This window comes from Pseudomonas sp. RSB 5.4 (genome assembly GCF_037126175.1).
Classification (GTDB): domain Bacteria; phylum Pseudomonadota; class Gammaproteobacteria; order Pseudomonadales; family Pseudomonadaceae; genus Aquipseudomonas; species Aquipseudomonas fluorescens_H.
On sequence record NZ_CP146986.1, the window covers coordinates 5,633,835 to 5,651,313 of the forward strand.

At 60.2% G+C, this 17,479-nt stretch carries 23 protein-coding genes; 11 read left to right on the forward strand and 12 right to left on the reverse strand.

The features are described from left to right. Positions 1-39: 39 nt before the first annotated feature. Positions 40-366: a DUF3565 domain-containing protein gene (locus V9L13_RS25295; protein ID WP_103486182.1), complete on the reverse strand. Its 327-nt coding sequence runs from the start codon at positions 364-366 to the stop codon at positions 40-42. On the opposite strand from V9L13_RS25295, the gene V9L13_RS25300 reads away from it, so the two are divergent. The 3 genes from V9L13_RS25300 (at position 335) to V9L13_RS25310 (ending at position 2,672) form a co-directional block, all read left to right on the forward strand. Continuing rightward, complete coding sequence (locus V9L13_RS25300) at positions 335-820, forward strand: peptidylprolyl isomerase (protein ID WP_003221719.1); 486 nt, start codon at positions 335-337, stop codon at positions 818-820. The two genes, V9L13_RS25295 and V9L13_RS25300, sit on opposite strands and share 32 nt — an antisense overlap. 124 nt (positions 821-944) lie before the next feature. Beyond that, positions 945-1,427: a glutathione peroxidase gene (locus V9L13_RS25305; RefSeq protein WP_103486179.1), complete on the forward strand. Its 483-nt coding sequence runs from the start codon at positions 945-947 to the stop codon at positions 1,425-1,427. A gap of 141 nt (positions 1,428-1,568) precedes the next feature. Next, entirely contained in the window at positions 1,569-2,672 is a 1,104-nt protein-coding gene (locus V9L13_RS25310; RefSeq protein WP_338800831.1) for an NADH:flavin oxidoreductase, read from the forward strand. A gap of 326 nt (positions 2,673-2,998) precedes the next feature. On the opposite strand, the gene V9L13_RS25315 is transcribed toward V9L13_RS25310, so the two are convergent. Continuing rightward, positions 2,999-4,198, reverse strand: coding sequence for a glycosyltransferase family 1 protein (locus V9L13_RS25315; protein ID WP_338800832.1), 1,200 nt, complete (start codon positions 4,196-4,198; stop codon positions 2,999-3,001). Between the two features lie 53 nt (positions 4,199-4,251). Further along, the gene (gene cysZ / locus V9L13_RS25320) at positions 4,252-5,004 is read right to left on the reverse strand and encodes a sulfate transporter CysZ (RefSeq protein WP_007968036.1); all 753 of its coding nucleotides are present in this window, start codon (positions 5,002-5,004) and stop codon (positions 4,252-4,254) included. A gap of 311 nt (positions 5,005-5,315) precedes the next feature. On the opposite strand from cysZ, the gene trxB reads away from it, so the two are divergent. Beyond that, complete coding sequence (gene trxB, locus V9L13_RS25325; RefSeq protein ID WP_003221727.1) at positions 5,316-6,278, forward strand: thioredoxin-disulfide reductase; 963 nt, start codon at positions 5,316-5,318, stop codon at positions 6,276-6,278. A 181-nt stretch (positions 6,279-6,459) separates the two neighbouring features. Here trxB and V9L13_RS25330 read toward each other — a convergent pair whose 3' ends face one another. The 6 genes from V9L13_RS25330 to V9L13_RS25355 form a co-directional block, all read right to left on the reverse strand. Then, complete coding sequence (locus tag V9L13_RS25330; protein ID WP_003221728.1) at positions 6,460-6,798, reverse strand: HopJ type III effector protein; 339 nt, start codon at positions 6,796-6,798, stop codon at positions 6,460-6,462. Beyond that, a complete protein-coding gene (locus V9L13_RS25335; RefSeq protein WP_003221730.1) occupies positions 6,791-7,087 on the reverse strand; it encodes a DUF1244 domain-containing protein in 297 nt (98 codons plus the stop codon). Before V9L13_RS25335 ends, V9L13_RS25330 begins: the two co-directional genes overlap by 8 nt. 68 nt (positions 7,088-7,155) lie before the next feature. Further along, positions 7,156-7,527, reverse strand: a complete 372-nt coding sequence (gene folX, locus V9L13_RS25340; RefSeq protein ID WP_003221732.1) for a dihydroneopterin triphosphate 2'-epimerase — start codon at positions 7,525-7,527, stop codon at positions 7,156-7,158. Next, the gene (gene folE / locus V9L13_RS25345; protein WP_003221735.1) at positions 7,528-8,088 is read right to left on the reverse strand and encodes a GTP cyclohydrolase I FolE; all 561 of its coding nucleotides are present in this window, start codon (positions 8,086-8,088) and stop codon (positions 7,528-7,530) included. A gap of 21 nt (positions 8,089-8,109) precedes the next feature. Then, entirely contained in the window at positions 8,110-8,820 is a 711-nt protein-coding gene (gene folM / locus V9L13_RS25350; RefSeq protein WP_338800833.1) for a dihydromonapterin reductase, read from the reverse strand. Between the two features lie 179 nt (positions 8,821-8,999). Continuing rightward, a complete protein-coding gene (locus V9L13_RS25355; RefSeq protein ID WP_003221739.1) occupies positions 9,000-9,569 on the reverse strand; it encodes a hypothetical protein in 570 nt (189 codons plus the stop codon). Between the two features lie 210 nt (positions 9,570-9,779). On the opposite strand from V9L13_RS25355, the gene V9L13_RS25360 reads away from it, so the two are divergent. Then, positions 9,780-10,739, forward strand: a complete 960-nt coding sequence (locus V9L13_RS25360; RefSeq protein WP_338800834.1) for a MerR family transcriptional regulator — start codon at positions 9,780-9,782, stop codon at positions 10,737-10,739. A gap of 3 nt (positions 10,740-10,742) precedes the next feature. Here V9L13_RS25360 and V9L13_RS25365 read toward each other — a convergent pair whose 3' ends face one another. Further along, the gene (locus V9L13_RS25365; RefSeq protein WP_003221742.1) at positions 10,743-11,348 is read right to left on the reverse strand and encodes a hypothetical protein; all 606 of its coding nucleotides are present in this window, start codon (positions 11,346-11,348) and stop codon (positions 10,743-10,745) included. Positions 11,349-11,403: 55 nt separating this feature from the next. Beyond that, positions 11,404-11,880 carry a PAS domain-containing protein gene (locus V9L13_RS25370; RefSeq protein ID WP_338800835.1) on the reverse strand — a complete coding sequence of 159 codons (477 nt, stop codon included), beginning with the start codon at positions 11,878-11,880 and terminating at the stop codon, positions 11,404-11,406. Between the two features lie 153 nt (positions 11,881-12,033). Between V9L13_RS25370 and V9L13_RS25375 the strand changes: the two genes are divergently transcribed. Next, positions 12,034-12,489 (forward strand): flavodoxin, encoded by a 456-nt coding sequence (locus V9L13_RS25375; protein WP_338800836.1) that lies wholly within the window; start codon positions 12,034-12,036, stop codon positions 12,487-12,489. On the opposite strand, the gene V9L13_RS25380 is transcribed toward V9L13_RS25375, so the two are convergent. Next, a complete protein-coding gene (locus V9L13_RS25380) occupies positions 12,479-13,366 on the reverse strand; it encodes a LysR family transcriptional regulator (protein WP_045122297.1) in 888 nt (295 codons plus the stop codon). The two genes, V9L13_RS25375 and V9L13_RS25380, sit on opposite strands and share 11 nt — an antisense overlap. Before the next feature lie 94 nt (positions 13,367-13,460). On the opposite strand from V9L13_RS25380, the gene V9L13_RS25385 reads away from it, so the two are divergent. The 5 genes from V9L13_RS25385 (at position 13,461) to V9L13_RS25405 (ending at position 17,453) form a co-directional block, all read left to right on the forward strand. Beyond that, the gene (locus tag V9L13_RS25385) at positions 13,461-13,847 is read left to right on the forward strand and encodes a CidA/LrgA family protein (RefSeq protein WP_007968058.1); all 387 of its coding nucleotides are present in this window, start codon (positions 13,461-13,463) and stop codon (positions 13,845-13,847) included. Then, positions 13,837-14,523 carry an LrgB family protein gene (locus V9L13_RS25390; RefSeq protein ID WP_103485812.1) on the forward strand — a complete coding sequence of 229 codons (687 nt, stop codon included), beginning with the start codon at positions 13,837-13,839 and terminating at the stop codon, positions 14,521-14,523. Before V9L13_RS25385 ends, V9L13_RS25390 begins: the two co-directional genes overlap by 11 nt. Positions 14,524-14,654: 131 nt before the next feature. After that, on the forward strand, positions 14,655-15,437 hold the full coding sequence (locus tag V9L13_RS25395) for a class II aldolase/adducin family protein (RefSeq protein ID WP_338800837.1): 783 nt from the start codon (positions 14,655-14,657) through the stop codon (positions 15,435-15,437). Then, positions 15,437-16,339 carry an alpha/beta hydrolase gene (locus V9L13_RS25400; RefSeq protein ID WP_338800838.1) on the forward strand — a complete coding sequence of 301 codons (903 nt, stop codon included), beginning with the start codon at positions 15,437-15,439 and terminating at the stop codon, positions 16,337-16,339. The genes V9L13_RS25395 and V9L13_RS25400 overlap by 1 nt, the downstream gene beginning before the upstream one ends. Before the next feature lie 202 nt (positions 16,340-16,541). Beyond that, on the forward strand, positions 16,542-17,453 hold the full coding sequence (locus tag V9L13_RS25405) for an SDR family oxidoreductase (RefSeq protein WP_338800839.1): 912 nt from the start codon (positions 16,542-16,544) through the stop codon (positions 17,451-17,453). The last annotated feature ends 26 nt before the right edge of the window (positions 17,454-17,479 follow it).

Sequence of the window (17,479 nt, forward strand, 5' to 3'; positions counted from 1 at the left end):
GGCAATGGTGGCGATCTATACGTGACCGCCTACCGCAATTCAGTCGCCAAGGTTATCGCTAACCGAGCCTTGTGCGCACCAACCGCAGGCAAAGGGTTGGCCTATTTTTTCAATACGTTGCGCCGGATCAAGAACCCAGGCCCGCGATTGCCACGGCGGCTGGTGACGCAGGTGCTGGGTGTGGCCACAGGAAAGCTCGGCCACCCAGTGACCGTCTTCATCCTGATGGAAGCCGGTGAGCGTCGAATCCCGTTTGTCCGGGTTGTGTTCGCTTTCGCGCGATTGCTTCGCTAAACTTGGCCTTTCTATATTCTTATGCAAAAGGTCTCGCCCCATGCTGATCGCCGCCAATAAGGCTGTCTCCATCGACTATACCCTGACCAACGACGCTGGTGAGGTCATCGACAGCTCCGCCGGCGGCGCTCCGCTGGTCTACCTGCAAGGCGCAGGCAACATCATCCCGGGCCTGGAAAAAGCTCTGGAAGGCAAAGCTGTCGGTGACGAGCTGGAAGTTTCCGTTGAGCCGGAAGACGCTTACGGCGAATACGCCGCTGAACTGGTCAGCACCCTGAGCCGCAGCATGTTCGAAGGCGTTGACGAGCTGGAAGTCGGCATGCAGTTCCACGCTTCGGCGCCGGACGGCCAGATGCAGATCGTGACCATCCGTGACCTGGACGGCGACGACGTCACCGTCGACGGTAACCACCCACTCGCCGGTCAGCGCCTGAACTTCAAAGTGAAGGTCGTTGCCGTTCGTGATGCCAGCCAGGAAGAAGTCGCTCATGGCCACGTCCATGGCGAAGGTGGCCATCACCACTGATTTTCTGCGCTAAGCTTCGAGTACTGGAGAGGCGCCTGCGGGCGCCTTTTTAGTCCGCGGCTGTCCTTGGTGGCCTCGCCAAGTGGCTGTTTCGAGTAGAACACGGGAATCCCTGGAGTACGTCATGAGTGCTTTTCACGACCTTAAGTTGACAGCCCTGGATGGTCAGGAGCTACCGCTGGCGCCTTTCAAGGGCCGAGTCGTGCTGGTGGTCAACGTCGCCTCCAAATGCGGCTTGACCCCACAGTACGCGGCACTGGAAAACCTCTATCAGCAATTCAAAGACAAAGGCTTCAGTGTGCTGGGCCTGCCGTGCAATCAGTTTGCCGGTCAGGAGCCAGGTACCGAACAGCAAATCCAGGAGTTCTGCAGCCTGAACTATGGTGTGACGTTTCCGTTGTCGAGCAAGCTTGAAGTCAACGGCCATGATCGTCATCAGCTGTACCGCTTGCTGGCGGGCGAGGGCGCAGAGTTTCCGGGGGATATCACCTGGAACTTCGAGAAATTCCTGCTCGGCAAGGATGGCCGGGTATTGGCGCGATTCTCGCCGCGCACGCCGCCGGATGATCCGACCATTGTCCACGCGATTGAAAAAGCGCTGGGCTGAAACACAAAAATCGCAGCCATTGAGCTGCGATTTTTTTTGCCTGACTTTTGACCCTTAATCATTCAGATCAATAGTGCTGTTCAAAGGCACGGACTGTTCATATTATCGCCGTCATAAAGTCATTCCCTGTGGAGCCTTCCAATGCCGGTTCAAGCCCTGTTCAAACCGTTCCACCTCGGTGCCCTCGAACTGCCGACCCGTGTGGTCATGGCGCCGATGACCCGCTCGTTTTCCCCAGGTGGCGTACCCAATTCCAAAGTGATCGAGTACTACCGTCGCCGCGCTGCGGCCGGTGTTGGTCTGATCATCACCGAAGGCACCACCGTCGGTCACAAGGCTTCCAACGGTTACCCGAACGTGCCGCAGTTCTTCGGCGAAGCGCCACTGGCGGGCTGGAAGAAGGTGGTTGATGCGGTACACGCAGAGGGCGGCAAGATCGTTCCGCAACTGTGGCACGTCGGCAGCGTGCGCCGCATCGGCACCGAGCCGGACGCCAGCGTCCCGGCTTACGGCCCGACGGAAAAACTCAAGGATGGCCAGGTCGTGGTGCACGGCATGACCAAACAGGACATTCAGGAGGTGATCGGTGCTTTCGCCCAAGCGGCGAAGGATGCGCAAAGCATCGGCATGGACGGCGTGGAAATCCACGGCGCCCACGGCTATCTGATCGACCAGTTCTTCTGGGAAGGCAGCAACCAGCGTACCGATGAATACGGCGGCAGCCTGGCCAACCGTTCGCGGTTCGCCATCGAGTTGATTCAAGCGGTGCGTGCGGCAGTCGGTGAAGGCTTCCCGATCATCTTCCGTTTTTCGCAGTGGAAGCAGCAGGATTACACCGCGCGTCTGGTGCAGACCCCGGAGGCGCTGGGCGAATTCCTCAAGCCGTTGGCCGACGCCGGGGTGGACATTTTCCACTGCTCGACGCGGCGTTTCTGGGAGCCTGAATTTGATGGTTCCGAGCTGAACCTGGCGGGCTGGACGCGCAAGCTGACCGGCAAACCGACCATCACCGTGGGCAGCGTCGGTCTGGACGGCGAGTTCCTGCAGTTCATGGTCAACACCGATAAAGTCGCGCAACCGGCGAGCCTGGAGAAACTGCTGGAGCGTCTGAACAACGACGAGTTCGATCTGGTGGCGGTGGGCCGTGCGCTGCTGGTAGATCCGGACTGGGCGCTGAAAGTCCGTGAAGGGCGTGAGCAGGACATTCTGCCGTTCAGCCGTGAGGCGTTGATGACCCTGGTTTAAGCGTCGCCATTACCGACCCCTTCGCGAGCAAGCCCGCTCCCACATTTTGAAATGCATTCCAAATGTGGGAGCGGGCTTGCTCGCGAAGAGGGCATCAGAGTCGACGATATCTAAGGCAATGTCTGCGCATTCGGCACCATCTGCTCCCACATTTTGAAATGCGTTCCAAATGTGGGAGCGGGCTTGCTCGCGAAGAGGGCATCAGAGTCGACGATTATCTAAGGTAATGTCTGCGCATTCGGCACCACCTGCTCCCACATTTTGAAATGCATTCCAAATGTGGGAGCGGGCTTGCTCGCGAAGAGGGCATCAGAGTCGACGATTATCTAAGGCAATGTCTGCGCATTCGGCAACACCTGCTCCCGCACACACGCCCCACGCAAATGCTTTTCAAACTGCTCGATGATCGCCGCCCACCCCTGGCGACTGGCATGCTGCCGCGCATTCAGACGCACACAGCGCAAGCGCTCGTCCTCTTCCAATAACCACGCCGCCGCATCGCAAAACGCTTCCTCATCACCGGGCATCGCCAACACGCCGTTGTAGCCGTGACGGATGTGCTGCGCCGCCGCAGCCTGATCGTAAGCCACCACCCCCAGACCGGACGCCAGTGCTTCAAGCACCACGTTGCCGAAGGTTTCGGTCATGCTCGGAAACAGAAAGATATCGCCGGACGCATAGTGCGCTGCCAAAGCTTCGCCTCGTTGTGAACCACAGAAGATCGCTTGCGGAATGTCCTTTTCCAGCGCCAGACGTTGCGGTCCGTCGCCGACCACGATCAGCTTCAGATTGCGCTGTGGATAAGTGCTGCACAGGGTGTCGAAGCAGCGCTTGAGCAGGCCGAGGTTTTTCTCCGGGGCCAGACGTCCGACGTGAACCACCGCGATGTCCTGCTCGGACAAACCCCATTGTTCACGCAAGCCGTTCAACCGCTTGGCCGGATGAAACAACTGGCTGTCCACGCCACGGGACAGCAGGGCGAGGCGATCGAAATGCCGACGCTCCAGTTCCAGGCGCTGACTGACACTGGGCACCAGGGTCATTGCCGAGCGGTTATGAAACCAGCGCAGATAATGCGTGAGCAAGCGCGTCAGCAAACTCAGCCCGTATTGGTTGGTGTATTGCTGAAAATTGGTGTGAAAGCCGCTGACCACCGAGATCCCCAGACGTCGCGCCGCGCGCAACGCCGACAAACCGAGTGGGCCTTCGGTGGCGATGTACAAAACGTCCGGGCGCTGACGTTTCCAGCGCCGCAGCAGCTTGTGCATCGACGACTGACCCCATTGCAGTCCGGGATAACCCGGCAACGGCCAGCCCCGACACAACAGCAAGGCATCGTCCTCGACGCGCTGCGGATCGCCCGCCTGACGCGGTCGCACCAGCTCCACCTGATGTCCACGCGCGCGCAAGCCATCGCACAAGCGGCCAAGGGTATTGGCCACCCCGTTGATTTCCGGTGGGAAGGTTTCGCTGATCAGGGTGATATGCAGAGCTGTCGTCATGACCTCAGTGTCGGCTGAGGCCATGTCGTGCCTGTGACGTTCGGATGATGGATTTGTGACTGGCTGTCTGGGGCGGCCTATCGCTGCGTGACGAGGTTCTCCGCACCCCGTTCACGCACCCAGAACAATGTTGCCCCGGCCACAGCGGCCGGCATCATCAGGATGTTGACCACTGGAATCAGCAGCGCCAGATAGACGATCCCGCCAAAACTCATGCTCTGCCAGCGCTTCTGGCGCAGCCAGGCGAGCATTTCGTTCCAGCCCAGTTTGTGGTTGTCCGCCGGGTAGTCGATGTACTGGATCGCCATCATCCACACGCCGAACAGCAGCCACAGCGGTGCGGCGACGATGTTCACCACCGGGATGAACGAGAGGATGAACAGGCCGATCGCCCGGGGCAGGAAGTAGCCGAGTTTGCGCATTTCCCGGGCGAGGGTACGCGGGATCATAGCGATCAGCTCGCCCCAGCTGAAGGCCGGGAAATCATCGGTGCCGCGCACCACCACTTCGACTTTTTCCGCGAGGAAGCCGTTGAACGGCGCGGCGATCACGTTGGCGAGCATGGTGAAGGTGAAGAACACCATCAACGCCACCAGCACCACGAACAGCGGCCAGAGGATGTAGCTGAGGAAACTCAACCAGTCGGGCAGCGATGGCATCAGGCTGTCGACCCACAGGCTGAACTGATGGCCGGCCAGATAGATCAATCCGACGAACAGCACCAGGTTGATTGCCAGTGGCAGCAACACGAACAGGCGCAGGCCGGGGCTGAGAACCAGTTTGAGGCCTTCGCGCAGGTATTGCGGGCCGGACAGAACAGGTGCGGGCATAAGGTGCTCCGAGCAAGGGAAAACGCGCCGACCTTACCGGCTTTGCACTGCGTGCGAAAGCGCGGCAGAGCGATCGACATTCACTGTAACAAAGACGTCGATCTGGTCGGAGTCTGCGCATAGAGACCACCTATGAGCTGGATTGTTAAACCGTATTTCCTTAATCTTGCCCCCCTCGATACGCTGCACCCAACTTTTTACAGGACTGTCGAGCTCATGCCTTCCCCAAGGTTATCCACAGTCCTTTTTTATTCCCGCCGGCAGTCCGGCGTTCCGCGCCAGTCTTTCGGCTCGGTCAACAGGAGCAGGTCATGTCTGAAGTCCGTCATTCGCGAGTGATTATTCTCGGTTCCGGCCCTGCCGGTTACAGCGCTGCGGTCTACGCCGCCCGTGCCAACCTCAAGCCACTGCTGATCACCGGCATGCAGGCTGGCGGTCAATTGACCACCACCACCGAAGTCGACAACTGGCCAGGCGACGTTCACGGCCTGACCGGTCCGGCGCTGATGGAGCGGATGCGCGAGCACGCCGAGCGCTTTGAAACCGAGATCGTTTTCGATCACATCAACGCCGTGGACTTCGCTGCCAAGCCATACACCCTGACCGGCGACAGCGCGACTTACACCTGCGACGCCCTGATCATCGCCACCGGCGCCAGCGCTCGTTACCTGGGCCTGCCGTCGGAAGAAGCGTTCATGGGCAAAGGCGTTTCGGCCTGCGCGACCTGCGACGGTTTCTTCTACCGCAACAAGCCAGTGGCTGTGGTCGGCGGTGGCAACACCGCTGTTGAGGAAGCACTGTACCTGGCCAATATCGCCAGCACCGTGACCCTGATCCACCGTCGCGAAACCTTCCGCGCCGAAAAGATCCTGATCGACAAGCTCAACGCCCGTGTGGCCGAAGGCAAGATCATCCTCAAGTTGAACGCCAACCTCGACGAAGTGCTGGGCGACAACATGGGCGTGACCGGTGCGCGTCTGAAGAACAACGACGGCAGCTTCGACGAAATCAAGGTCGACGGCGTATTCATCGCGATCGGCCACACTCCGAACACTTCGCTGTTCGAAGGCCAGTTGACCCTGAAAGACGGTTACCTGGTGGTGCAGGGCGGCCGTGACGGCAACGCGACTGCAACCAGCGTCGAAGGCATCTTCGCTGCCGGTGACGTGGCCGACCACGTTTACCGTCAGGCCATCACCTCGGCCGGCGCCGGCTGCATGGCGGCACTGGACACCGAGCGTTACCTGGACGGTCTGCAGAACGCTTCGTTCTAAATCGCAGACACAAAAAAACCGGCTTCGGCCGGTTTTTTTGTGCCCGTGTTTCCGCTACACCGCATAACCCTGTGGGAGCGGGCTTGCTCGCGAAAGCGTTGTCTCAGACAAAGAAAAGTCGCCTGACACGGCGCCTTCGCGAGCAAGCCCGCTCCCACAGGGAATGGTGTTAGATCTGATATCAGCGGCGGGTCAGGGGCTGCGTTTCGAACTTCACACCCGCCAGACCGTGCTTGATCAGCGCACGGATATTGCCGTGGTCGCTGCCCTCAGGCGTCGCCACCACCGAACGGTAATGTTCACCGAACGCCAGCAGCGCTTCTTCATCGCTCAGGCCTTCCAGCAGTGCCAGGCCCAGGGTCTTGCACGAGCCTTCGTTCTGCCCGGCGGCGTTTTCCACGCCACCGTTGTTGAACGCCTGAGGCTGATAGTCGTAACCGGCGGCGATGAAAGCCAGGGTGTCGGCGAAAGCGTGCTCGCCGCTTTTGAGGCTGGCGCGCAGGGTGTTCAGATCACTCATTGGGTTTTCCTTTGGCGAACGCCGCTTGTTGCTCGGCGCTGGCTTCTTGCTGATATTGGGCTTTCCACTCGGCGTAAGGCATGCCGTAAACCACTTCGCGGGCGTCATCGAGGCTGACCTCGATCTGCTGCTCATCGGCGGCAGCCTTGTACCACTTGGACAGGCAGTTGCGGCAGAACCCGGCGAGGTTCATCAGGTCGATGTTCTGCACGTCCTTGCGGCTGTCCAGGTGGGCGACCAGCCGGCGGAAGGCGGCGGCTTCGAGTTCGAGGCGTTGTTGCTCGGTCATGATGGGCTCTGTGCAGTCTATTCGTGGCGCGGATGATAAAAGTCTGGCACGCGATGCGCCAGACATGCTCAGCGGCTGGCAGCGAGGGTGATCGACACCGACTCGGCAAACCGCAGCGCATGCGGCTTGTCGACTTCGACTTCGGCGTACAGCACCGCGGTATTGGTCATCACCAGGTCCAGCAACTCCTGGGTCAGGCGTTCGAGCAGCGCAAAGCGATTGCCCTCGACGTGGGCGATGATCGCCTTGGTGATGGTGCGATAGTTCAGCGCGTGGTCGATGTCGTTGTCGCGCACCGCTTCCTGCGCGGCGTACTGGATGGTGAGGTTGATCAGCACATCCTGCTTGTTGAGGATCTCGTCCTCGTTGATCCCGATAAAGGTGCGCAGGCGCAGATCCTTGACCCGGATGCGCGCCATTCCCGGTTGAAGTTGTGACATTTACTTGCTCCGTCCAATCAATTGCAGGAACTCCTGGCGGGTGTTGCTCGACTCGCGAAAGGCGCCGAGCATGACCGAGGTGTTCATGGTCGAATTCTGTTTCTCGACACCGCGCATCATCATGCACATGTGCCGGGCCTCGATGACCACCGCGACGCCGGCGGCATCGGTGACCTGTTGCACCGCATCGGCAATCTGCCGGGTGAGGTTTTCCTGAATCTGCAGGCGCCGGGCGAACATGTCCACCAGTCGCGCGATCTTCGACAGGCCCAGCACCTTGCCTGTCGGAATATAAGCCACATGGGCCTTGCCGATGAAGGGCAGCAGGTGATGTTCGCACAACGAGTAGAGCTCGATGTCGGCGACGATGATCATCTCGTCGCTGTCGGAAGCGAACAGCGCGCCATTGACGATCTCATCCACACTCTGTTCGTAGCCATGACACAGATACTGCATGGCTTTCGCCGCGCGCAGCGGCGTGTCGAGCAAGCCTTCGCGGTCGGGATCTTCGCCGAGGCCGATGAGGATCTCGCGGTAATTCTCGGGCAGGGAACGGGTCATGGCAGATCCTCGCGCAGCAACTTATTTGACGTGACGTCCGCCGTTGACGGTCAGGGTCGTGCCGGTGACATAGGGGTTGTCGAGCAGATAGCGCAGGCTCTGGTAGATCACTTCGCTGCCGGGCTCGATGCCCAGCGCGGATTTGGCCAGCGCCTTGGCGCGGTACGCCGCGTCGTCGTCGGGATTGAACAATAGCAGGGCCGGTGCGATGCCGTTGACCTTGATTGCCGGCGCATAGCGCGCGGCGAAGGACAGGGTCAGGCTGTCGAGCCCGGCCTTGCTGGCGCAATAACCGATGTGTTTGCTGCTGCCCTTGCGCGTGACATCGTCGCTGATGTGGATAATGTCGGCCGGCGTCGAGCGCTTGAGCAGGGCGGCGCAGTGCAGATTGATCAGGTACGGCGCGAGCATGTGCACATTGAGCATGCGTGTGAAGGCCTCGGCTTCACTGCCCGGGGTTTCCGCCAGCCATTCGGAGGCGTTGTGCACGATGGCGCGCAGGCTATCGGTGCGGGTCTTCAGTTCATCGATGAAGGCAAGGATGGCAGCTTCGCTGGAAAAGTCCGCGAACACGCCGATAGCGCCCAGATCCTGCAAGGTTTGCACGCCGGGACGTTCGCTGCGGTAGGTAAAGATGACCCGATGGCCGTCCTCAAGCAAACGCTGCGCGCAGTGCAGACCGACACGCTGGCCGGCACCGGTGATGAGGATCGGGGCGGAAGAAGTGGTCATGAACGGCTCGCGTCGCGGTGGGAGTAAAAACTATAACAGTGACGCGGGGTGCCCACCTATCGCAAGACGGGTGCTGTGCTTTTGTGGGAGCCGGGCTTGCTCGCGAAGGCGGTGTGCCAGGCACGGATGCATCAACTGGCACGACGCTTTCGCGAGCAAGCCCGCTCCCACATGGGCGCTCAGCGGTTTTGAGACACTGGTTCAACAGGCAGTCGAGGTGCTGGAACACTGTTCAGCCAGTTCGCCAGCAACCGCGTCGACAACGGAATAAAGAAATACACCATCAACGGCGTCAGGCACGCCGTGCTGATCAACACCCGCGGCAGCAGGCTCATCTCGCCGAGCAATGGCCCGAGGACAAAGTTGAACAGCAGCGACACCGGGAAGAACGCCAGCCAGATCGCCACGGCCTGTTTCCAGCGCGGTGGCCGTTGACCGGCCGCGCCGAACCAGCCTTCGATGCCGCTGACGCGGTGCTCTTTGGGGTGTGCAAACAGATCGCTGCCACGGGCCAGCCACGCGGTACGCGAGGCCGAGTGCTCCCAGGCGTGCAGGGTCTGCTCGTCGACGAAGCGGAAAATGATCTGGAATTCGTTGTCACCGGGTGGCGGAGCGAGCACGCCGGAACCCAGGTAACCGGGAAAGTCTGTGGCCAGTTGTTCGCCTTCGCGCAGCCAGGCCATCAGGTCCTGATAGCGGCCGTCGGCGACGCGACGCGCAACCATCAGCGTGACGGGGGAAGTAGACATTATGTATCTCCGTATTCCGAGTGCGTCGCTCCGGGTAGGAACTTCGCAATACGCAGGCGGGGGTAGGAGCCTGCGCTTTTCAACAAGCAAGGATTATTCCTGATTTTCGTGATTAAACCAGAGACGTTCGTCGCAGATCATTGCTTGAACGCTGATGGGGCATCGGATATAGAATGGGATCCAAGAACCATCAAGGACATTGATCGGACAATGCCTGTCAAAACGGACATTCACCCTGCCTCGCAGGCCTCTGTCACGCTCGAGCGTGAAGAGCTGTTTCCCATTCGTGAGGTTTCGCGGCTGACGGGCGTGAATCCCGTCACGCTACGTGCATGGGAGCGTCGCTACGGGTTGATTCAACCAACGCGCACCGAAAGCGGGCATCGTCTGTATTCGATGACCGAAATCGAGCGTGTGCGCAGCATTGTCGACTGGATTGATCGCGGCGTGGCCGTGAGCAAGGTCGGCAAGATCCTCGCCAGGACCGAGCCGTTGAAAGCCTTGGCCCATATCATTTCCGATGATCTGGTACAGGCTGATTACGCGCAGTGGCAGCAGCAGGTGCAACTCGCCGTCAGTTCATTTGACGACCGGGCGCTGGATCAGGTCTACAACCAGATCTTCTCGTCCTACGCGTTGCCGGTGGTGTTTCACGACATCCTCATGCCTTTGTGGCTGCAGATGCTGCAGCGCCAGGACGCCTTCGGCCAGACCAGCGAGTGGCTGTTTTTCGATGGCTTTCTGCGTGCGCGGGTCTTGCAGCGCATCGTCGTGCTGCGCGGCACGCAGCCGCGCAAGGTGGTCGTCAGCGCGCTGGCCGGTCAGTGCCGGGAGCTCGAGTTGCTGGTCGCCGCGTTGTTTCTCAGCGGCAATGACGCCGGGGTGCGGGTGCTGACCACCGGTCAGCCATTCGATGAGTTGGCGCTGGTGTGCGAGCGGATCAAGCCGCAGGCGCTGGTGCTGTTTTCCAATCACGCTCCGACAGCCGATTTGCCGCGACGGTTGAACCGTCTGGCCTTGAGCCTCGATTGTCAGGTGATGCTGGCCGGTGATACCGCGGATCTGGCGCAGGACAGCTTGGCGGGTTCTTCAATTGGCTGTCTGGGCAACGAAGGGGCGACAATGCGTCAGCGCATGACGCAGTTCCTCGCGGGCAAACTGGATACGTGAATTTCAGGTGTGCAGGGCAGGGTGGGTCAGGCGATGTTGCTGCAGGATGAACTGGCGCAGGCGTTCGGTTTCGTCGGCATCGGTCTGGCTGAGTTCATAGGCAAAGAAACCCTGTTCGGTCTCTCGCTCGAAGTTGCCACGCAGGGAGATCCGCTCATACCCTGACGGGCTGAACCACAGGGCGAAATGCCTCGGCGGTTTGGTTTTGTTGCGCATCTCCAGCAGCAGGCCTTTGTGCGATACCTCGTGAACCCACATCGCCCCCGGCTGGCCCTTGGCGTTTTCCAGTGCCACCGGTTCCTCGAGCGTCAGACGCCATGGCCGGATCATCGGGCCGTCTTCGTAAATGCTGGGTACACCGAGACGCAGATGCAGCGCGTGGAATTCGTCCTCCACCAGATGCAGTGGGAAAGTCATCTGCTGGTTTTCGAAGTTGGCCTGAATGGTAACTTGTTCGTGAGCAGCGAGGCGCGTGAGCAGATCGCGGATTTGCGAACCACCGTTGACCAACAGGCTCGACGTCGCATCCCGCACATTAAGCTGCGGGTTATGCTGCATGGTCTGGATGAAATCCAGCTCATCCTGGGTCAGGAGTGCGTCGCGTTGCATGGCCTGGCTCGAAAGAAATAGTTACAAAGTCATTGGTGATTGTAGTTAATGACACTTAGTTCGCAGTTTTGTTTGCGCCGTTCGTCGCTTTCAAAGCTGCCAGCTCCGCCTGCAGTGCGGCGACCTCGGCTTCCAGCAGTGCCACACGTTGCTGGGCCTTGACCTGAACGGTCACATCCTTCTGCACGCCGACGAAGTAAGTCATCCCGTCATCCGCGTTTTTCACCGTCGACAGTGACAGTTCATTCCAGAACGGCGTGCCGTCCTTGCGGTAGTTGCGCAGTGTTTCCCGACACGATCCACCGTTGCGCAGCACCTCGCGAATCCGCGCCAGGCTCGCCTGATCGCGGTCTCCGGCCTGCAGAAAACGGCAGTCCTGATAGAGAATTTCTTCGCTGGTGTAGCCGGTCAGGCGTTCGAAGGCCGGATTTACATAGATCAGGATGTTGTCCTGCTCGCCTTCTTTCTCTGCCACCACAATTCCATCGTTCGACGCGTTGATCACCATTTGCAGCAGACTGGCATTGATCATCTGTGAATCCTTTCAGCATTGTCGATGGCTCGCATTCTAGAAGATCAACCGGCGCTGTCTATAGGCCATCAGTATCCGTTGAGAGCCAATCGCAACTTCATCCTTCGGGCTGGTACTATCGCGGCTCTTTTTTTTCGTTTCAGGATCCGTTTGATGAAAGTCGCCATTCTCTCCGGTTCGGTCTACGGCACTGCCGAAGAAGTCGCTCGCCATGCCCAGAACCTGTTGAAAGCCGCCGGTTTTGAAACCTTCTATAACCCACGTGCCAGCCTGGCGGATCTGCTGTCTTTCGGCCCTGAAGCGCTGCTTGCCGTGACCTCGACTACCGGCATGGGCGAGTTGCCGGATAACCTCATGCCGCTGTATTCGACGATTCGCGATCAGTTGCCGATGGCCTGGCGAGGTTTGCCCGGCGCGGTGATCGGTTTGGGCGATGCCAGTTACGGCGATACGTTCTGCGGCGGCGGCGAACTGATGCGCGAGTTGTTCGCCGAGCTGGGCGTGCGCGAAGTGCAGGACATGCTGCGTCTGGACGCCAGCGAAAGCGTGACCCCGGAAGCCGATGCCGAGCCATGGCTGGCGCAACTGATTGCCACGCTCAAGGGCTGATCGCGCGTTCGCGCAGCAAGGCCAGCCAGGCCTGGGCGGCTTTCGACAGATAGGCGCCCTGACGCCAGATGAACGCGATGTCCCAGCGCAGATAATCCGGCGCGCGCAACGTCAGGCGCACCACGCCCGGACGCTCCAGTGCCCGGGCGACCACGCTGGGCAGCAGCACCACGCCTTGCCCAGCGGCGACCAGTGCCACGAGAAAGTCCGCCTGGCCGCTGCGCCCACCCTCTTTAGGGGTGAAACCCATTTGCTGGCAGGCCTGCAATAACCGGTCATTGAGTACGAAACTGCGCTGGTACAGCAGGAACGGCGTGTCGGCCAACTCCTCAAGAGCAATCTCGCCGCGTGCCGCCAACGGATGATCCACCGGCAGTAACGCATCGAGTTTCTCGTCGCAGAACGGCTGAAAATCGAACTGCGGATCTTTCGGCAACAGGCTGCCGCCCAACTCCAGTTCGCCACTGAGTACCGCCTGCTCGACGTTGCGACTGCCACCCTCAAGTAATTGAATGCTGATATTCGGATAGCGCCGCCGATACTCGGCGAACAGTCCGGCGAATAACGCATCACTGCCCAGCAGCGGCAGACCGAGGCGCAATTCGCCGCGCGCCAGTTGGCTCAGATCATCCAGCTCACTCAGCAACTCATTGCGCAAACGCAACATGCCTTCGGCCCGCTGCAGCACCACGCTGCCCGCGGCGGTCAGGCGCAGTTGCGAGCCGAGCCGTTCGAGCAACGGCGTGCCGAGGCTCTGCTCCAGTTGTGCGACTTGCTTGCTCACCGCCGACTGGCTGATGTGCAGGGTTCTCGCCGCTTGGGTGAAGCCACCTTGATGCATGACTTCGACAAAACTGCGCAGCTGTTTGAATTCCATGATCCGATTCCATTTTGGAATAGTGCTGAGTCTAACAATTCGCTTCTGGGATGACAGGCCGTTTCGTAAAATAAGCCCCTGTCAGGAGCCCATCATGAACGCCGCATCCCTCAAGTATCTTTCCCGTCTATTCGCCGAGCTGGCCGTGTTGCTCGGTCTCTACCTGCTCGGCTGCCAGATCGCCGCGTGGCTGGCCTGGCCGATTCCCGGCGGAGTCATCGGCATGGCCTTGTTGCTGCTGGCGTTCGCGTTCGGCTGGGTCAAACCGGCGGCGCTGCAACTGGGGGCCGGATTGCTGATGGCCGAGATGCTGCTGTTCTTTATTCCAGCGCTGATGAGCCTGCTCGACTACGGCGCGCTGTTACGCAATGACGGCTGGCGGATTCTGCTGGTGATCGGCGCCAGTACCCTGATGGTGATGCTGGTGACCGCGTTCACCGTAGAGCTGGCCGTGCGTCTGAGGCGGTCCCATGAAGCTTGAATGGATGCCGATGTTCTGGCTCGCCTTTACCCTGTTGGCGTACCTGTTCAGTCGCTGGATTTACCGGCGCACCGGGCGCTATCTGCTGTCGCCGCTGATTCTGGTGCCGGCACTGCTGCTGGCGCTCGCCGTGCCGCTGCACACCGCGTATGCCGAATATTCGAGCAACACCCATTGGTTGATGCTGGTGCTCGGGCCGGTGACGGTCGCCTTCGCCGTGCCGATCTGGCAACAGCGGCGCTTGTTGGTACGGCACTGGTCAGCGCTGTTGCTGGGTATGCTCGCCGGCAGCGCGGCGTCGATCGCCACCTCGTTCGGACTGGCCAGGGCGCTGGCGCTGGACACCTCAGTCACGATGTCGCTGGTGCCGCGCTCGATCACCACGCCATTCGCCATGCCGCTGGCGCAGGATCTCGGTGGCGTGCCGGAACTGACTGCCGTGTTCGTGATGTTTACCGGCGTGTTCGGCGCGATGCTCGGCGGCGTATTGCTCAAGTGGCTGCCGCTACGCAGTGCCTTGGCGCGTGGTGCGTTGTTTGGGGTTGGCGCGCATGGCGCGGGCGTCAGTCGGGCGCATGAAGTGGGCGGTGAGGAAGGCTCGGTGGCGGGGCTGGTGATGGTGCTGACCGGGCTGCTCAATCTGTTCGCCGCGCCTTTGTTGGCGTCGTTGCTTTGACATGGATCCAAGCTGTTTGCATTGCTGACCCGCTCAGTCATCAAGCTGGCTGGCAATGCAACTACGTGAATTGTGGGAGCTGACTAGACTGCTGACACGTGCAAAACAATAAGAACGCAGAGGTGCATACAGTGAGCGTAGCCCCCGTCCAATCGCCCCTTGATGTCAAAGACCAGGTCAGTGCCGCGGAATGGCAGACCCGGGTCGATCTGGCCGCCTGCTATCGACTGGTGGCGCTGCATGGCTGGGATGACCTGATCTTCACCCACATTTCCGCCAAGGTTCCGGGCACCGAAGACTTCCTGATCAACCCGTTCGGGTTGATGTTCCATGAGATCACCGCCTCGAGCCTGGTCAAAGTCGATCAGGCCGGCAACAAGCTCATGGACAGTCCCTACGAAATCAATCCCGCCGGTTACACCATCCACAGCGCCGTGCACGAGGTACGGCACGATGTGGTTTGTGTGCTGCATACCCACACCGCGTCCGGTGTAGCCGTTTCCGCGCAAAGACAGGGTGTGTTGCCGATCAGCCAGCAGTCGCTGTTCGTGCTGTCCAGCCTGGCCTATCACGCCTACGAAGGCGTGGCGCTGAATCACGAAGAGAAGGCGCGCTTGCAGGCCGACCTGGGCGATAACAATTTCCTGATGCTGCACAACCACGGTCTGTTGACCTGTGGCGGCACCATCGCCGACACCTTTCTGATGATGTTCACCTTCCAGCGCGCCTGTGACATTCAGGTCATGGCGCAAACCGGCGGTGCTGAACTGATCGCCATCGAACCGCAAATCCTCGCGGGCGCCAAGGCGATGATCGCCGGCGTGACCAAAAGTGCTCAAGGCATGGGCGGCGCGCTGGCTTGGCCGGCACTGCTGCGCAAACTCGATAAACAAGACCCCGGATATAAACTCTAATGCCTCTTGCCGAGATTCCTCTGTGTGTCTGGCGCAAACGCAGCCGGACGTTTGTCTTTCGCGGCCAGTCGATCCGTTACTGGACGGCGGGGCAGGGTGAACCGCTGCTGCTGATCCATGGTTTCCCGACGGCCAGTTGGGACTGGCACTACCTGTGGCAGCCGCTGGCCCAGCGTTACCGAGTGATCGCCTGCGACATGCTCGGTTTCGGTGATTCGGCCAAACCGCTGAATCACAGCTACAGCCTGCTGGAACAGGCCGACCTGCAGCAGGCGCTGTTGGCGCATCTTCAGGTCGAGCAACCGGTGCACCTGCTGGCCCACGATTATGGCGACAGCGTTGCCCAGGAACTGCTCGCCCGGCATCACGAAAATCGTATCGAGGTCGCCAGTTGTGTCTTTCTCAATGGCGGCCTGTTCCCGGAAACCCATAGACCGGTGTTGATGCAAAAGCTGCTGCTCAGTCCGCTGGGCTGGATGATCGGGCGTGCGTTTACCCGTGATGCATTGGTGAAAAGTTTTCGGCAGATTTTCGGCCCGCAGACCCGGCCCAGCGAAAGCGAACTGGATGATTTCTGGAGTCTGATCGAGACCCATCGCGGCCCGCGCATCCTGCACAAATTGATCGGCTATATCCCGGAGCGTCGGGTGCAACGTGACCGCTGGGTGTCGGCGATGCAACGTGGAGATGTGCCGTTGCGAGTGATCGATGGCGAAGTCGATCCGATCTCCGGTGCGCACATGGTCGAGCGTTACCGCAAGCTGATTACCGATGCCGACACCGTACTGTTGCCGGGCATCGGCCACTATCCGCAGATCGAAGCGCCGGTGCAGGTGCTCAAGCATTATCTGGCGTTTCGTGAGCGCCTGGAGTTGCCGCCGCGTAAGGTCGCGTGTTCCTGAAAGATCAAGAGATCGCAGCTTACGGCAGCTCCTGCACCAACCTTCTGTAGGAGCTGCCGCAGGCTGCGATCTATGGATTTTGCTGTTCATCATCCCCCAGCCTTATCGCCCACCATTCAGCCCCAGCCCTGTTCGTTGTGACCTAACGCCCCGTGCCTGACACTCGGGATTATTGTCCCTCAGGCCAGCTGGAGTTCCCGCGATGAATGAGTCCGTACGTTTCGAAGATAAAGTCGTGATCGTCACTGGGGCCGGTGGTGGCCTCGGTCGGGCGCACGCTTTGCTGTTCGCCCGGCACGGCGCCAGAGTGCTGGTCAACGACCTCGGCGGCTCGACCCAGGGTGAAGGTGCCAACGCTTCCGCCGCCGACCGTGTGGTGGCGGAAATTCGCGAAGCCGGCGGCATCGCCGAGGCCAACCACGATTCGGTCACTGACGGCGACAAACTGGTGAAAAACGCCCTCGATGTCTTTGGCCGTGTCGACGTGGTGGTGAACAACGCCGGGATCCTGCGCGACAAGACCTTTCACAAGATGGACGACGCCGACTGGGATCTGGTCTATCGCGTCCATGTCGAAGGCGCCTACAAAGTCACCCGCGCCGCCTGGCCGCACCTGCGCGAGCAAAGCTACGGTCGGGTGATTTTCACGGCTTCGACTTCGGGCATCTACGGCAACTTCGGCCAGTCCAACTATGGCATGGCCAAACTTGGCCTCTACGGACTGACCCGTACCCTGGCCATCGAAGGACGCAAGAACAACATCCTGGTCAACGCCATCGCCCCCACCGGTGGCACGCGCATGACCGAAGGCCTGATCCCGCCGCAAGTGTTCGAACAGCTCAAACCGGAACTGGTCAGCCCGCTGGTGGTGTATCTGGCCAGCGAGCAGTGCCAGGAAACCTCCGGCCTGTTTGAAGTCGGTGGCGGCTGGATGGGCAAGGTGCGCTGGGAGCGCAGCCTCGGCGCCGGGTTCGATCCACGTAGCGGTTTTTCGCCGGAAGATGTCGCGGCGCATTGGCAGCAGATCTGCGACTTCGAGGGCGCGGCGCATCCCAAGGACAACATTGAAGCATTGAAGGAAATGATGGCGAATTTGCAGAAGTATTCGCTTTAACAGGAAAAATAACGAGCAGGCACAAA

Coding starts and splice junctions, on each gene's coding strand:
- V9L13_RS25300 (WP_003221719.1), top strand. CDS start 335: ATGCTGATCGCCGCCAATAAGGCTGTCTCCATCGACTATACCCTGACC.
- V9L13_RS25295 (WP_103486182.1), bottom strand. CDS start 366: ATGGAGACAGCCTTATTGGCGGCGATCAGCATGGGGCGAGACCTTTTG.
- V9L13_RS25305 (WP_103486179.1), top strand. CDS start 945: ATGAGTGCTTTTCACGACCTTAAGTTGACAGCCCTGGATGGTCAGGAG.
- V9L13_RS25310 (WP_338800831.1), top strand. CDS start 1,569: ATGCCGGTTCAAGCCCTGTTCAAACCGTTCCACCTCGGTGCCCTCGAA.
- V9L13_RS25315 (WP_338800832.1), bottom strand. CDS start 4,198: ATGGCCTCAGCCGACACTGAGGTCATGACGACAGCTCTGCATATCACC.
- cysZ (WP_007968036.1), bottom strand. CDS start 5,004: ATGCCCGCACCTGTTCTGTCCGGCCCGCAATACCTGCGCGAAGGCCTC.
- trxB (WP_003221727.1), top strand. CDS start 5,316: ATGTCTGAAGTCCGTCATTCGCGAGTGATTATTCTCGGTTCCGGCCCT.
- V9L13_RS25330 (WP_003221728.1), bottom strand. CDS start 6,798: ATGAGTGATCTGAACACCCTGCGCGCCAGCCTCAAAAGCGGCGAGCAC.
- V9L13_RS25335 (WP_003221730.1), bottom strand. CDS start 7,087: ATGACCGAGCAACAACGCCTCGAACTCGAAGCCGCCGCCTTCCGCCGG.
- folX (WP_003221732.1), bottom strand. CDS start 7,527: ATGTCACAACTTCAACCGGGAATGGCGCGCATCCGGGTCAAGGATCTG.
- folE (WP_003221735.1), bottom strand. CDS start 8,088: ATGACCCGTTCCCTGCCCGAGAATTACCGCGAGATCCTCATCGGCCTC.
- folM (WP_338800833.1), bottom strand. CDS start 8,820: ATGACCACTTCTTCCGCCCCGATCCTCATCACCGGTGCCGGCCAGCGT.
- V9L13_RS25355 (WP_003221739.1), bottom strand. CDS start 9,569: ATGTCTACTTCCCCCGTCACGCTGATGGTTGCGCGTCGCGTCGCCGAC.
- V9L13_RS25360 (WP_338800834.1), top strand. CDS start 9,780: ATGCCTGTCAAAACGGACATTCACCCTGCCTCGCAGGCCTCTGTCACG.
- V9L13_RS25365 (WP_003221742.1), bottom strand. CDS start 11,348: ATGCAACGCGACGCACTCCTGACCCAGGATGAGCTGGATTTCATCCAG.
- V9L13_RS25370 (WP_338800835.1), bottom strand. CDS start 11,880: ATGATCAATGCCAGTCTGCTGCAAATGGTGATCAACGCGTCGAACGAT.
- V9L13_RS25375 (WP_338800836.1), top strand. CDS start 12,034: ATGAAAGTCGCCATTCTCTCCGGTTCGGTCTACGGCACTGCCGAAGAA.
- V9L13_RS25380 (WP_045122297.1), bottom strand. CDS start 13,366: ATGGAATTCAAACAGCTGCGCAGTTTTGTCGAAGTCATGCATCAAGGT.
- V9L13_RS25385 (WP_007968058.1), top strand. CDS start 13,461: ATGAACGCCGCATCCCTCAAGTATCTTTCCCGTCTATTCGCCGAGCTG.
- V9L13_RS25390 (WP_103485812.1), top strand. CDS start 13,837: ATGAAGCTTGAATGGATGCCGATGTTCTGGCTCGCCTTTACCCTGTTG.
- V9L13_RS25400 (WP_338800838.1), top strand. CDS start 15,437: ATGCCTCTTGCCGAGATTCCTCTGTGTGTCTGGCGCAAACGCAGCCGG.
- V9L13_RS25405 (WP_338800839.1), top strand. CDS start 16,542: ATGAATGAGTCCGTACGTTTCGAAGATAAAGTCGTGATCGTCACTGGG.